Annotated in this window: 15 protein-coding genes; 11 read left to right on the forward strand and 4 right to left on the reverse strand. The window is 63.7% G+C overall.

Features of this window, described 5'->3' with window-relative positions; translation table 11 throughout:
* Positions 1-66: 66 nt before the first annotated feature.
* A complete protein-coding gene (locus V6M89_RS28110) occupies positions 67-915 on the reverse strand; it encodes a helix-turn-helix domain-containing protein (RefSeq protein WP_332856315.1) in 849 nt (282 codons plus the stop codon).
* Between the two features lie 91 nt (positions 916-1006).
* Between V6M89_RS28110 and V6M89_RS28115 the strand changes: the two genes are divergently transcribed.
* Positions 1007-2449: a cytochrome P450 gene (locus V6M89_RS28115; RefSeq protein ID WP_332856316.1), complete on the forward strand. Its 1443-nt coding sequence runs from the start codon at positions 1007-1009 to the stop codon at positions 2447-2449.
* Positions 2450-2454: 5 nt separating this feature from the next.
* Positions 2455-3066, forward strand: coding sequence for a hypothetical protein (locus tag V6M89_RS28120; RefSeq protein ID WP_332856317.1), 612 nt, complete (start codon positions 2455-2457; stop codon positions 3064-3066).
* 3 nt (positions 3067-3069) lie between these two features.
* On the opposite strand, the gene V6M89_RS28125 is transcribed toward V6M89_RS28120, so the two are convergent.
* Positions 3070-3858, reverse strand: a complete 789-nt coding sequence (locus V6M89_RS28125) for an NAD(P)H-dependent oxidoreductase (protein WP_332856318.1) — start codon at positions 3856-3858, stop codon at positions 3070-3072.
* A gap of 84 nt (positions 3859-3942) precedes the next feature.
* On the opposite strand from V6M89_RS28125, the gene V6M89_RS28130 reads away from it, so the two are divergent.
* From V6M89_RS28130 to V6M89_RS28150, 5 genes are all read left to right on the forward strand, one after another.
* Positions 3943-4839 carry a LysR family transcriptional regulator gene (locus V6M89_RS28130; protein WP_332856319.1) on the forward strand — a complete coding sequence of 299 codons (897 nt, stop codon included), beginning with the start codon at positions 3943-3945 and terminating at the stop codon, positions 4837-4839.
* Between the two features lie 47 nt (positions 4840-4886).
* The gene (locus tag V6M89_RS28135; RefSeq protein WP_332856320.1) at positions 4887-5402 is read left to right on the forward strand and encodes a hypothetical protein; all 516 of its coding nucleotides are present in this window, start codon (positions 4887-4889) and stop codon (positions 5400-5402) included.
* 65 nt (positions 5403-5467) lie between these two features.
* Entirely contained in the window at positions 5468-5764 is a 297-nt protein-coding gene (locus tag V6M89_RS28140; protein WP_332856321.1) for a hypothetical protein, read from the forward strand.
* 172 nt (positions 5765-5936) lie between these two features.
* Positions 5937-6251, forward strand: a complete 315-nt coding sequence (locus V6M89_RS28145) for a transcriptional regulator (protein ID WP_332856322.1) — start codon at positions 5937-5939, stop codon at positions 6249-6251.
* Positions 6241-6456, forward strand: a complete 216-nt coding sequence (locus V6M89_RS28150) for a BrnA antitoxin family protein (RefSeq protein ID WP_332856323.1) — start codon at positions 6241-6243, stop codon at positions 6454-6456. The genes V6M89_RS28145 and V6M89_RS28150 overlap by 11 nt, the downstream gene beginning before the upstream one ends.
* A gap of 17 nt (positions 6457-6473) precedes the next feature.
* Here V6M89_RS28150 and eda read toward each other — a convergent pair whose 3' ends face one another.
* Positions 6474-7097, reverse strand: a complete 624-nt coding sequence (gene eda, locus V6M89_RS28155; protein WP_332856324.1) for a bifunctional 4-hydroxy-2-oxoglutarate aldolase/2-dehydro-3-deoxy-phosphogluconate aldolase — start codon at positions 7095-7097, stop codon at positions 6474-6476.
* Between the two features lie 3 nt (positions 7098-7100).
* Positions 7101-9023, reverse strand: coding sequence for a phosphogluconate dehydratase (gene edd / locus V6M89_RS28160; protein ID WP_332856325.1), 1923 nt, complete (start codon positions 9021-9023; stop codon positions 7101-7103).
* Positions 9024-9232: 209 nt separating this feature from the next.
* On the opposite strand from edd, the gene pgi reads away from it, so the two are divergent.
* The 4 genes from pgi to V6M89_RS28180 all read left to right on the forward strand — a co-directional run bounded on the left by pgi (position 9233) and on the right by V6M89_RS28180 (position 14333).
* Positions 9233-10882 carry a glucose-6-phosphate isomerase gene (gene pgi / locus V6M89_RS28165; RefSeq protein WP_332856326.1) on the forward strand — a complete coding sequence of 550 codons (1650 nt, stop codon included), beginning with the start codon at positions 9233-9235 and terminating at the stop codon, positions 10880-10882.
* A 106-nt stretch (positions 10883-10988) separates the two neighbouring features.
* Positions 10989-11885: an SMP-30/gluconolactonase/LRE family protein gene (locus V6M89_RS28170; protein ID WP_332856327.1), complete on the forward strand. Its 897-nt coding sequence runs from the start codon at positions 10989-10991 to the stop codon at positions 11883-11885.
* Positions 11886-12005: 120 nt separating this feature from the next.
* Positions 12006-13478: a glucose-6-phosphate dehydrogenase gene (gene zwf / locus V6M89_RS28175; protein ID WP_117011569.1), complete on the forward strand. Its 1473-nt coding sequence runs from the start codon at positions 12006-12008 to the stop codon at positions 13476-13478.
* On the forward strand, positions 13479-14333 hold the full coding sequence (locus V6M89_RS28180) for an SIS domain-containing protein (protein WP_116990339.1): 855 nt from the start codon (positions 13479-13481) through the stop codon (positions 14331-14333).
* Positions 14334-14348 lie beyond the last annotated feature (15 nt).

Genomic DNA, 14348 nt, shown 5'->3' on the forward strand with positions numbered 1-14348 from the left:
CCATTTGAGCATGAGTTCGGCTGATACAGCCGAACTCATGCTCAAATGGGGGACCTGACCCCGGATTTACGTCCAGATGCGGTAGATCCAGTAGCTTTCGTCTTCGGACTTCATGATGCGCGCCAGTTCGTGCGGACTGTGGCCGGTGATCTCGCGCGCCTCGCGGCAGAAGTGGGACTGGTCGGAATAACCGCCGCGCGCGGCCACGTCGGACCACACCACCCGTCCCGCCAGGAACTCGTCGCGGGCGTCGAAGAACGATTGCTCGGCGCGCTGCAGGCGCAGCAACTTGCGCATCGGCTGGCCGGCGCGCGCCTTGATGTGGCGCTCGATGCTGCGCACGCCGCGGCCCAGCGCGGTATCGGCCACCTGCCACGCCAGATGCCTCACCCAGTCGCCCGCCGTCGCGCCGGGGCCGCCGGGACGCGCGGCCTGCCAGCGCGGCGCGAGGAAGGCTTCCAGCACCGCCATCCGGCCGGCATCGTCGGCGGCCGCCAGCAGCGCCTCGGACATCGCGCCCCACTCCGGCCCCAACACTTGCCCGACATCGTCCCAACGGTTCACCCACGACGGCACATCGATGCCGCTCAGCGCGTGCATGGCCTGCGGATAGAACATCACCATGAAGATGCGCACCGGCCCCGGATTGTAGGTCGCCATCGGCCGCGTCTGCGGGCCGACAAACACGGCGCGTATCTCGGTCTTCGGCATGCCCGGCGGCTGCACCACCTCGGCCTCGCCCTCGATGAACCAGGTGATCGAACAATGCGGCGTGGCGGGGAAATGATTGAAGCGGTCGGCCGGGTCGGTCAGCGGCTGCTCCATCGTGCTGCGCGTGATGTAGGCGCGCACGCAAGAAGCCAGCGCGAAAGGCGGCACGATCAAGCGCGTCAGGGAAGGTTCGGTGTTGGACATTTGTAAAGTTTATACCAAAGCTGTCGCAAACGTTCAATACGCGCCGGCGGCGACCCGGCATAGTGAGGCATCATCACGAAAGGAAGCCGAAATGGAGAACACGATCACAGCCCCCGACGCCACTCGCCTGCGCACCATCGCCAGCCTGCCCGGCCCGCGCCCCTGGCCGCTGATGGGCAACCTGCCGAACATGAAACTGGACCAGGTCCACCGCAATGTCGAGGAATGGAGCAAGCGCTACGGGCCCGTGTTCAAGATCAACATCGGCCCGGTGCCGATGGTGGTTCTGGCCGATCACGAGCTGGTCAACGCCGCGCTGCGCGACCGGCCGGACGGCTTCCGCCGCCCTTCCATCACGGCCGAGGTGTCGAACGAGATGGGCGGACGCCCCGGCGTGTTCCTTGCCGAAGGCGCGACCTGGCGCAACCAGCGCCGCATGGTGATGACCGCACTGGCGCCGCACGCGGTGAAGGCCTACTTCCCTTCGCTGGTGTCGGTCGGCCTGCGGCTGCAACGCCGCTGGCGGCAGGCCGCGCGCGACGGCAGCGCGATCGACCTGACCGAAGACCTGAAGCGCTTCAGCGTCGACGTGATCGCCGGCCTGGCCTTCGGCAACGACGTCAACACCATCGACGGCGGCGACGACGTGATCCAGCGCCATATGGACACCATCCTGCCGGAAGTGTCGCGCCGCTCGTTCGCGCTGTTCCCGTACTGGCGCTACGTCAAGCTGCCGCGCGACCGCCACCTGGACCACTGCGTGCGAGAACTGGACAAAGCCGTCGATGAACTGATCGCCACCGCGCGCGTCCGCCTGGCGGCCGAACCGCAGCGGCGCGAGCGTCCCACCAACCTGCTGGAAGCGATGATCTGCGCGGCCGACGAAGGCGACAGCGGCGTCGACGACGTCGCCGTGGCGGGCAACGTCACCACCATGCTGCTGGCCGGCGAGGACACCACCAGCAACACGCTGGCGTGGATGCTGTACCTGCTGCAAAAGAACCCGGCCGCGCTGCGCAAGGCGCGCGAGGAAGTGCTGCGCATCGCGCCCGACACGGCCGCCTTCACCATCGAGCAAATGGATGCGCTGGACTACCTCGACGCCTGCGCCCAGGAAGCCATGCGTTTGAAACCGGTGGCGCCCTTCCTGCCGCTGGAAGCCCTGCGCGACAGCGTGATCGGCGACGTGCAGATCCCCAAGGGCGGCTTGGTATGGTGTGTGATGCGCCACGACAGCGTCAGCGAAAGCCACGTGGCGCAGGCCAGCCAGTTCGATCCCGACCGCTGGCTGAAAAAAGGCGACGGTGCGATGGACAAGCATGTGTCGATGCCGTTCGGTTCCGGCGTGCGCACCTGCCCTGGACGCTATCTGGCGCTGCTGGAAATCAAACTGGCCAGCGCCATGCTGCTCAGCAGCTTCGACATCGCCTCACTGGACACGGTGGACGGCAAGGAGCCTGAGGAGCTGATGGCCTTTACGATGTCGCCGGTTGGCCTGCGCATGCGGTTGCGCGACCGCGACCGCATCGAGTAAGCCGCATGCTGCACAAGATCCATCGCGCGGGCGCCGGTGTACTCGGCGCTTTCTTGACGCTGCATCTGTTCAACCACCTGCTGGCGATAAGCAGCCCGGAGGCGCACATCCACTTCATGGAGGCGTTCCGCGCTGTGTACCGCAACCGGATGGTCGAGATCATCCTGCTGCTGTGCGTCGCCAGCCAGGTCGTCAGCGGCTTGACCTTCGTCCGCCGCCGTTGGCGCGACCGGCACGAAGGACTCGACCTGTTGCAGCTCGGCTCAGGGCTGTACCTGGCGTTCTTCCTGCTGGTGCATGTGGGCGCGGTGCTGGCCGGACGCATGCAGTTCGGGCTCGATACGAACTTCTACTATGCCGCCGCCGGCATGCACGTGCTGCCGTATCGTTACTTCTTCATGCCCTACTACTTCCTTGCCGTGCTGGCGGTCACGGTCCATCTGGCGCGGGCGCTGCACTGGCTGGCGCAGGATCGCCTGAGCGCTGGGGCGATGCGCGTCGCCAAGGCGCTGCTGGTGACCTCCGGCTTCACGGCCGCCACGCTGATCGTCGCGGCCCTCTCCGGCGCGCTGTATGAGGTAACGGTGCCGGCTAAATACCTCGCCACGTTCCAGTAGCCCTCAACCGGGCGACTCAGCGAGGTGCGCGGCAAAGCCGGACACCCCGGGCGCGATATCGTTTTTCAGCGTCATCGCGGGGATGTCGTAGTCGCCGGCATTCTGCTGGCGGAACGGTATCGGCGCGGTTTGCGCCAGCGTGTCGAGACGCCGTCCGAGTTCGTCGCGAACGGCGGAAAACCTGGCATCGTCCATGCGATCGCTGCGATAGACCACCAGCGGCGGCAGTACTTCCATGCCCGGGTAGTACAGGATGCCATGGTGAATCGGGAACAGGAGATCGTCGATCGGCCCGTTGATGCCGCGCGGACCGTAGTGCGACTCCCATCCCCCCGCCGTGACCACCAGCATGGCGCGCTTGCCGGCCAGCGTGCCCTCGCCGTAGCGGTCGCCCCAGCGCACATCCGAATGCTCGCCAACGCCGTAGCCGAAGCCATACGCATAGACCCGCTCCACCCAGCCCTTCATAATGGCCGGCATCGAAAACCACCACATCGGGAACTGGAAGATGACGGTATCGGCCCAGCGCAGCTTGTCCTGCTCGGCGGCGATATCGGCGCTTTGCAAATTGTTGGCGTAGGCGTGGCGGGAATCCATCACCGGATCGAAACGGGCGCCGACCGGGCCGCCGACGATGTCGTCGGCATCGACCGGCGCCTTCCACTTCATCACATACAGGTCGGACACCTGGACGGCGTGTCCCGCCGCCTCAAGACGCCGCACCGCGAAATCTTTCAGCGCTCCGTTCAAGGACTGCGGTTCGGGATGGGCATACACAATCAGAACATTCATGACGCTACTCCTAGACTGGAAAACACCAGCATAGGACTGCGTCAGGTATATTAGAAATGAATTTCCAATATCCCAGGTATAGCCATGAATAATCTCCGCCGTCTGGACCTCAACCTGCTGGTGACGCTGGACGTGCTGCTTTCGGAGCACAACGTAACGCGGGCGGCGGAGCGTTTGAATTTTTCACAGCCGTCCATCAGCGTGCACCTGGCGAAGCTGCGCGACATCTTCGGCGATCCGCTGCTGCTGCCCGGACCGCGCGGCATGCGGCCCACCGCGCGCGCCGAACAATTGCGCGAACCGTTGCGGCTGGCGCTGGAGGCGCTAGGCCGCGCGGTGTCGCCGGCCAGTCCGTTCGATCCGCTGGAAGCGAATCAAACCTGGCGCGTCGCCGCCAGCGACTACGGCGAATCGACCATCCTGCTACCGGCGCTGGCGGGCTTGCGCTCGGCGGCGCCCGGGACGCGGTTGGCGGTGCTTGAACTGGTCCCGCCGCGCATCGCCAGGCAGGCGGAGTCGGGCGAGATCGACCTGGCCTTCCACACCAGCGAGGAGGCGCCGCCCGGCATGCGTCATCGGCTGCTGTTCCGGGAACGCTACGTACTGGCGGGGCGCAGCGGTCATCCGCGCCTGAAACGACGGCCGACGCTGGCGCAGTTCTGCGCCTTGGAGCATGTGATCGTATCGCCCGACGGCGGAGGGTTCAGCGGCATCACGGATAAAACGCTGGCGGCGACGGGGATGTCGCGGCGGGTGGCGCTATCGGTGCCGCACTTCCTCTTTGTGATATCGGCGCTGGCGAGTACCGACATGGTCGCGATGCTGCCGGAGCGGCTGGTGCGTGGTCATCCCGGACTGCGCAGCGTGGCGCCGCCGGTTGAGGTGCCGGGCTATGAGATGGCCATGCTGTGGCATGAACGTTCGCATCGCGACCCGGCGCATCAATGGCTGCGCGAGCACATCACCAGCGCGGTGGCTTGAGGTATATACTTCGGCGCTGAAAGCCCAGTCACCAATCAAGGATGTATATGAAGATGCTGTCTCGCGTTGACGCGAACGTCGCTGCCGAAATCAATCGGCAGTTTCCGCAATTGAAGCAAATCAGGGAGTTGGACTCGGACGGCGGCATGGAGCGCCTGGCGATCTCCGTGTTCGACCACTGGCTCGACGACGAGAGCGAATGGCATCTGCTGGACTGTTTCGAAGGCCAGGAGCGCGTACAGCGCAACAAGAAGTTCGAGCAGCACTGGGCGGCGCTGTTCGACCTGACGCCGATCTACACGCTGCGCTACCGCGGCCGCTGGCCGGCCAAGGCCAAGTCGGTGCTGAAGCGCTACACCGACCGCGAAGGCTTCCTGCGCCAGTCGCGCTTCGACGACTACGGCGTGCCGTCGCAATTCATCATCCTGCCGGAACTGGGCTGCATCTACGCGGCTGGCTGGGACGACACCAACATCCTGTACCTCAAAAACCGCGAGCAAGCAGCGCCGATACTGGAACTCGCCGCCAAAGCGGGTCTGTTCTGCCTGAATCCAAACCGCTGACGGGTATGTATGGCTACAATGACCGTGCAGGTGCACACTGCTATTAACCTCTTCGAGCTCAGGTAATGAAGAGAAAAATTATTCTCTTTGTCTTCGGTTTTTTGGCAGGCGTTCTCTTCGACATGGTGCCTCGCGCCATTGAGATTATGGCAAGCACAAATGTGTGCGCTGAATCATGCTCTGAGTCGCTGCGTAGCGTGTCACTCGCAGCCTATGCGGCCATGCCAATAGCGTGGGGAATCATCTTTGCAAAAACAATAGGCAAACCACACGCAAAGAGGAGGTTGCTCATTTCTGCACTATTCTCGCTGACGCTCATGATGGTGCTGACCTGGTTTCTTTACAAGCACCAGCATCCATAAAAAGAGTGGCAACAACGCATGAGCTACTTGCTTACTAAATATGAAGTTTGATCGAAAGGATCAAAACCTCAACTATTCACCACGCTAGGCTTATGAGACGTAATATCTCAGGAGTCCGCGATGAAGACAGCAATTCCAACTGCAGCCTCGCTGTTCGGCGTAGAATTTCATCATGCGTACCGTGGCTGAAACGCCTGTTTTCGTCCGCTACGCCTCAGAAATCTGGAACGATGCAGAACGCGCGGAATTCATTTCATGGATCGCAAGCCACCCTAACGCCGGTGACGTCATTCCCGGCAGCGGCGGCTGCCGGAAAGTGCGATGGTCGCGGCAGGGACAAGGCAAGCGAAGCGGGGCAAGAGTGATTTATTTCTGTGATGCAGACGAGGTTGTCTGGCTCCTGATCGTCTATGCAAAATCCGAATTAGACAAGCTGCCAACAACTTTTCTGGCCGAATTAAAAAGGAGGATTAAAAATGCCATCTGAAAAGGAAGAATTCCAACGCGATTTACTGGAATCAGTAAAGCAGATGCACTTAAGGCAAGCAGCCCGGCTGACGCAGCCAGGAGCTCAACAAGCAACAGAAGGTGTGTCGCTACTCCTTCCCGTCGACGTCATCGAGCGCTGGAAGGCCACGGGCCCTGGATGGCAACAACGCATGAGCGACTTGCTCAGTAAAACGGCGCCCTAAGCGCCGTTGTCTCATCTTTACCGCAATCCGCTGGCCGCCTTGGCCAGGTCCGTGATGCGCTGCCAGTCACCAGCCGCGATAGCGTCTTTCGGCGTCAGCCACGAGCCGCCTACGCAGGCTACGTTCTTCAGTGCCAGGAACTGCGACGCGGTCTCTTGCGAGATGCCGCCGGTTGGGCAGAACATCACGTCCGGCAGCGGACCGCCGATCGCGTTCAACATGCCGATGCCGCCCGCCGGCACCGCCGGGAACAATTTCAACTGACGGAAACCATGCTCACGCGCAGCCATCACTTCCGACGGCGTCATCACGCCCGGCAGCAGCGGCAGGCCGCTGCTCTTGGCGGCGGCGATCAACGCCGACGTCAAGCCCGGCGACACGCCGAACACCGCACCCGCATCACGCGCGGCAGCGAATTTTTCCGGCTGCGTCAGCGTGCCGACGCCGACGATGGCGCCTTCCACTTCCGACATGGCCTTGATCGCGGCCAGGCCGTGCTTGGTGCGCAGCGTCACTTCCAGCACGCGGATGCCGCCGGCCACCAGCGCGCGCGCCAGCGGTACTGCATGTTCAGGTTCGTCTATCGCGATCACTGGGATCACGGCCGAGGTACGCATAATGTCGAGCAGAGTCATGGTCATGATTTACGCATCTTTCTTCATCGAGTAATCTTCATCGGAACCTGGCACGGTATTGCCGACCGGGTCTTTGTCATGCAGGCCTACCGTGGTAGGGATAGGCGACGGCAGACCGAAAGTGGTCGCGCCCTTCTCCGCTTCGCACACGCTGTTGCGGAACATGGCGAACAACTCACGGCCCATGCCGACGCCGTTCGGCGTCAAGTCAGCCGTGGCCAGCGAACGCGAATGCCATACGCTCGTTTCAACCAGCGCTTCCAGCGTGCCGGTGCGGGCGCAGACGCGGATGATGTCGCCATCACGCACCAGGCCCAGCGGACCGCCGGCCAAAATCTCCGGCGACACGTGAATCGCCGCCGGCACCTTGCCCGACGCGCCAGACATGCGGCCGTCGGTGACCAGCGCCACGTGGCGGCCGGCGTCCTGCAGGTTGGCCAGCGCCGGCGTCAGCGCGTGCAGTTCCGGCATGCCGTTGGCGCGCGGGCCCTGGAAGCGCAGCACGGCGACGAAGTCGCGATCGAGCTGGCCGGCCTTGTAGGCGTCCATGAAATCTTCCTGCGAGTTGAACACCAGCGCCGGCGCTTCCACCGTCTGATGCTCAGGCTTGACGGCCGATACCTTCATCACGGCGCGGCCCAGGTTGCCCTGTACCAGCACGGTGCCGCCGTCCGGCGAGAACGGCGCGGTGATCTTGCGCAGCACCGCTTCGTCGCCCGACTCGGTCGGCGAATCCTTCCAGACCACGCCCTTGCCTGCTTCGCCCAGGAACGGCTCGGCGCAGTGCGCGCGCAGGCCCTTGCCCAGGATGGTGGTGACGTCGTCGTGCAGCAGGCCGCCGTCCAGCAGTTCGCGGATGACGAAGCCGGTGCCGCCGGCGGCATGGAAGTGGTTCACGTCGGCGTTGCCGTTCGGGTAGATACGCGTCAGCAGCGGCACTACTTTCGACAGTTCGTCGAAGTCGTTCCAGTCGATGACGATGCCGGCCGCCTTGGCGATGGCCACCAGGTGCAGCGTGTGGTTGGTCGAGCCACCGGTGGTCAGCAACGCGACAATCGCGTTGACGATGCACTTCTCATCGACCACATGGCCGACCGGCAGGTATTCGCTCGATTGCGCGGTGATGACGGCGGCGCGCTTGGCGGCAGCCTTGGTCAGTTCGTCGCGCAGCGGGGTGTTCGGGGTGATGAAGGCGGCGCCCGGCAGGTGCAGGCCCATGACTTCCATCAACATCTGGTTGCTGTTGGCGGTGCCGTAGAAGGTACAGGTACCGGCGCTGTGGTAGGACTGCGATTCGCCTTCCAGCAGTTCTGCGCGGCCGACTTTGCCTTGCGCGTACAGCTGGCGGATCTTGGCTTTCTCGGAGTTCGACAGGCCGGTGGTCATCGGGCCGGCCGGCACGAATACCGCAGGCAGATGACCGAAGTGCAGCGCGCCGATCAGCAGGCCGGGTACAATCTTGTCGCACACACCCAGGTAGACGGCGGAGTCGAACATATTGTGCGACAGCGCGACGGCGGTCGCCATGGCGATGGCGTCGCGCGAGAACAGCGACAGTTCCATGCCCGGCTGGCCTTGGGTGACACCGTCGCACATGGCGGGCGTGCCGCCTGCGTACTGGGCGACCGCGCCAACTTCGCGCACTGCATCCTTGATCAATGCAGGGAAGCCTTCGAACGGCTGGTGGGCCGACAGCATGTCGTTGTAGGCCGAGACGATCGCCACCGATGGCTTCTTGAGTTCCTTCAGCGACAGCTTGTCGTTGGCGGGGAAAGCGGCAAAGCCGTGGGCCAGGTTGGTGCAGGCCAGGGCGCCGCGCTGGACGCCTTTGACGCGGGCAGCTTCAAGATGGGCCAGGTAAGCGCCGCGCGATGGTTTGCTGCGCTGGATAATGCGTGCGGTGACGGTTTCTAGGACTGGATGCAACGCCATGATCGTTCCTTATGAATGAATTCCGTGAAATTTTACTACAAAATTTCGAATTCAACCTACTTTTCTTATCCCGCTGGCGTCCGAGGTATCTGGCCACCCACCCTGCGCAGCCCGGAAAGCATAGTTTTGACGGAACCGTAGTGAATTTACCGGATTTTCATGTATCATTCACGCATCCCCTCCCTCAGACTTAACGACGCCACTCAATTATGCGCCAGCCAGCACTGACCTCCACTCCCAGCTTCCAAGCCCTCGAATCCCATGCCGCCGCCGCGAAGCACTGGCAATTGCGCGAGCTGTTCGCCACCGATGCGCAGCGCTTCCCCAAACTGACGGTGGACGCGGCCGGCCTGTTCCTCGACTATTCGAAGAACCGCCTGAACGCCAGCACCATCGACCTGCTGCTGGACCTGGCCCGTGAACGCGGCGTGGAGCGCCAGCGCGACGCCATGCTGAGTGGTGAGAAGATCAATCTTACCGAACATCGCGCGGTGCTGCACACGGCCTTGCGTATGCCGCGTGGCAAGGCGCTGACCATCGACGGCCAGGACATCGCGCACGACGTGCACGCGGTGCTGGACCACATCAAGGACTTCACCGACCGCGTGCGCAGCGGCGCCTGGCTGGGCCACACCGGCAAGCCGATCACCGACGTCGTCAACATCGGCATCGGCGGCTCGGACCTGGGCCCGAAGATGGCGGTGCTGGCATTGCGCTCGTATGCGCATCCGCGCCTGAAGATGCACTTCGTCTCCAACGTCGACGGCCATGACATGGACGCCGCGCTGGCGCAGGTCAATCCCGAGACCACGCTGTTCATCATCGCCTCCAAGACCTTCGTCACCGCCGAGACCATGCTCAACGCCGGCACCGCCCGCACCTGGTTCCTGCAATCGGCCAAGGAAGAGGACCTGGCGCGCCACTTCGTCGCCGTCTCCACCAACACCGAGGCGGTCAAAGCCTTCGGCATCGATCCGGCCAATATGTTCCCGTTCTGGGACTGGGTCGGCGGCCGTTATTCGGTATGGTCGGCGATCGGCCTGGCGGTGGCGCTGGCGGTGGGCTACGGCTACTTCACCGATTTCCTGGGCGGCGCGCATGCGATGGACGAACACTTCCGCGTAGCGCCGCTGGAACAGAACATGCCGGTGCTGCTGGCGATGATCGGCTTCTGGAACCGCCAGTTCCTCAACGCCGCTTCGCTGTCGATCGCGCCATATCACCAGGACCTGAGCCGCTTCCCGGCCTACCTGCAACAGCTGGACATGGAGAGCAACGGCAAGCGCGTCACGCGCGGCGGCGCCGAAGTCGATACGCCTACCTGCCCGGTGGTGTGGGGCGAGTGCGGCACCAATGCGCAACACGCTTACTTCCAGCTGCTGCACCAGGGCACCGACGTCACGCCGATCGACTTCATCGCCGCGCTGCGCGCCACGCATGATCTGGCGGGACATCATGATTCGCTGCTGGCCAACTGCTTCGCGCAATCGGAAGCCTTCATGACCGGCAAGACCGCCGGTGAAGTGCGTGCCGACCTGACCGCGCAGAAGCTGAGCGAAGCCGAGATCGACGAGCTGGTGCCGCACAAGACCTTCCCCGGCAACCGTCCGTCCAACACCATCTTGATGGACCAGTTGACGCCGTCCACGCTGGGTGCGCTGATCGCGCTGTATGAGCACAAGACCTTTGTGCAGGGCGTGATCTGGGACGTCAACAGCTTCGACCAGTGGGGCGTGGAGCTGGGCAAAGTCCTGGCCAAGAACATCCATGCGGAACTGACCGGCGACATCAAGCCGGAACGCCACGACAGTTCCACCAATGGCCTGATCATCATGGCCAAAGCCGCCCAGCACATTTAACCGCCAGTCATCCCCGCGCAGGCGGGAATCCATACTGAGCCTACGTAGCAGGCGTTCTATGGATTCCCGCCTACGCGGGAATGACGGTTCATCGGATAACAATGAAATGAGTACCTATCCAATCGAAGTAGCCTACGACGCCGTCATGCAAACCGGCGAGTGCCCGCTGTGGCACGCGCAGGAGCAGGCGCTGTACTGGGTCGACATCCCCGCCTTCACCGTGCACCGGCTCGATCCGGCCAGCGGCGCGCACCGCTCGTGGAAGCTGTCGAGCGAACCGGCCACGCTGGCCGTCAGCGACCAGGGCGGCCTGGTGGTCGCCATGCGCAGCGGCTTCGCCCACCTCGACACCGGCAGCGATGAAGTACGCCTGACCGAAATCGCCGCCGCGCCCTACGACACCGCCATCACCCGCTTCAACGACGGCCACGTCGACGGCGCCGGACGCTTTTGGGTCGGCACCATCTACGAACCGCGCGACAAGCCGGCCGCCGAGATGTTCGTGCTGGAACGCGGCGCGATCCGCAAGGCCTGGTCGGGCGGCATGACCAATTCGAATGGCCTGGGCTTCAGCCCGGACTACAGCGCCATGTATCACGCCGACACCAGCGCCCACCGCGTCACCAAGCTGGACTTCGACGTCGCCACCGGCGCCGTCTCCAACCAGCGCCTGCTGCACCAGTTCTCGATGGACAAGGAAAACAACTACGGCGGCCGTCCCGACGGCGCCGCGGTCGATAGCGAAGGCAATTACTGGGTGGCGATGTTCGAAGGCGCGCGCCTGGCCAAGCTGTCGCCCACCGGCGAGTTGATCGGCGAGATCGCGCTGCCGGTGCGCTGCCCGACCATGATGGCCTTCGGCGGCGCCGACCTGCGCACACTGTATGTCACCAGCGCAGGCGCCCGTCCGGCGCCGGAATTGGCGCAGTTCCCGCTCAGCGGCAAGCTGCTGTCCATTCGCGTCGACGTGGCCGGCCGCACGGAGCCGGCCTATATCGAATAAACTATATGCTGCAGTCGCAGCATATGTAGTAAATTTTCTTGCAAAACGACAAATCGTGTAGTAAATTTACAGTCACGACTAGTAATCCCTCTTTCAGCACTCTACATACTGCGAATAATTATGGCTCTTACCGATTTTGACCTGGTTCTGTTTGGCGGCAGCGGCGATCTGGCGATGCGCAAATTGCTGCCGGCGATGTACGCCCGCGACGTCGCCAATGACTTGCCCGCCACTGCCCGCATCATCTGCGTCGGCCGCGCCGACGCCAGCCAGCAGGACTTCCTGCATACGGTAGAGACCACGTCCAAGCCGCACATCAAGTCGCCGGCCGTGACGCCCGCCGCCTGGGCCAAGTTCACCGCCCGCATCGTGTATGTGTCGCTCAACGCCACCGACTCCGACAGCTACAAGTCGCTGGTCGAGGCGCTGCGCAAGGACGACGCCATCACCAAGGTCTACTACCTGGCGACGCCGCCGGCGATCTTCTCGCAGATCTGCGAGAACCTGAAGGCCAACGGCCTGGTGACCAAGAACTCGCGCGTGGTGCTGGAAAAGCCGCTGGGCCGCGACCTGGCCTCGGCCAAGCAGATCAACGCCGAAGTGGGCCAAGTCTTCGAGGAATCGCAGATCTACCGTATCGACCACTACCTGGGCAAGGAGACCGTGCAGAATCTGCTGGCCCTGCGCTTCGGTAACATCCTGTTCGAGCCGCTGTGGCGCCGCGAGTGGATCTCCGACGTGCAGATCACCATCGCCGAGAAGCTGGGCGTGGGCAACCGCATGGGCTACTACGACACCTCGGGCGCGCTGCGCGACATGCTGCAAAACCACCTGCTGCAACTGCTGTGTATCGTCGCCATGGAACCGCCGACCTCGATCGCGCCGGACGCCGTGCGCGACGCCAAGCTGCAAGTGCTGCGTTCGCTGAAAAAATTCACCCCGACCACGCTGGCGCAGAACATCGTGCGCGGCCAGTACCGCGCCGGCCACGTCGATGGCAAGGCTGTACCGAGCTACCGCGACGAGCCGGATGCGCCGGAACATTCGCGCACCGAGACCTTCGTGGCGATGAAGGCGGAAATCGATACCTGGCGTTGGGCCGGCGTGCCGTTCTACCTGCGCACCGGCAAGCGCATGGCCGACGGCCTGGCCGAGATCGTGGTGCGCTTCAAGCAGATCCCGCACTCGATCTTCGCGCAGCCGACCAACAGCTTCCAGCCCAACTCGCTGGTCATCCGCCTGCAGCCGGACGAAGGCCTGCGCATGAACCTGATGGCGAAGACGCCGGGCGACGGCATGCGCCTGAAACAGGCCGAGCTGGAACTGGACTTCCGCGAATCGTTCAAATCGCCGCGCATGGACGCTTACGAGCGCCTGCTGCTCGACGTGCTGCGCGGCCAATTGACCCTGTTCATGCGCGGCGACGAGCTGGAAGCGGCGTGGGAATGGGTCGAGCCTATCCTGAACAACTGGGAGGCCGACGACAGCTTCCCTATCCCTTACGCTTCCGGCACGTGGGGCCCTGCCGCCGCGTCGGCACTGATCGGCCGCGATGGCCTCCAGTGGCGCGAAGAAGCTTTGCCTGAGGACTAAATGCTTTTAGATTCCATCCGCACCCAGCTCGACTCGCTCTCCAAATCGGAGCGCAAGGTCGCGCTGGCCGTGCTTGATCATCCGGGCCAGACGGTCAGCCAGAACATCACGGCGCTCGCCAAGAGCGCGCAGGTGTCCGAGCCGACCGTGGTGCGTTTTTGCCGCACGCTGGGTTACGACGGCTGGCATGAGTTCAAGCTCAAGCTGGCGCAAGGCCTGGCGCTGGCCCTGCCCGGCCTGAACGAACAGCCGACCCAGGACGACCTCGCGGCCGACCTGGTCAACAAGATCTGCAGCCGTTCGATCAACACCCTGCTGGACCTGCGCAACAACCTCGACCCGGAAGCGATCCAGCGGGCGCTGGACATCCTGTCCAAGGCCAACAAGATCGAGTTCTACGGCCAGGGCACCTCCGGCATCGTGGCGGCGGACGCGCAGCACAAGTTCTTCCGCTCCGGCGTGCCGACGGTGGCCTATGCCGACCCGCACATCCACAGCATCGCCGCCGCCCTGCTGCGCACCGGCGACGCGGTGGTGGCCATTTCGCAGCGCGGCAACAGCCCGTCGCTGGTGCGCTCGATCAAACTGGCGCGCCGCGGCGGCGCCGACGTCATCGTGCTGGCGCCGTCCGGCACGCCGCTGGCGGACATGGCGACGGTGCTGATCCCGATCGACCTGATCTTCAACATCGATCCCTACACGCCGATCTCGGCGCGCCTGGCCTATCTGGTGGTGATCGACGTGCTGGCGGTAGGACTGGCGCTGCAACGCGGCCCCGAGTTCCGCAAGAAGATGCAGAACGCCCAGAAGGCGCTGCAAGAGTTCGACCTGCAATTCGACTCCTTCATCGGCTGACCACCCCGGACAACA

Source organism: Duganella sp. S19_KUP01_CR8, assembly GCF_036688705.1.
Taxonomy (GTDB): Bacteria; Pseudomonadota; Gammaproteobacteria; order Burkholderiales; family Burkholderiaceae_D; genus Rugamonas.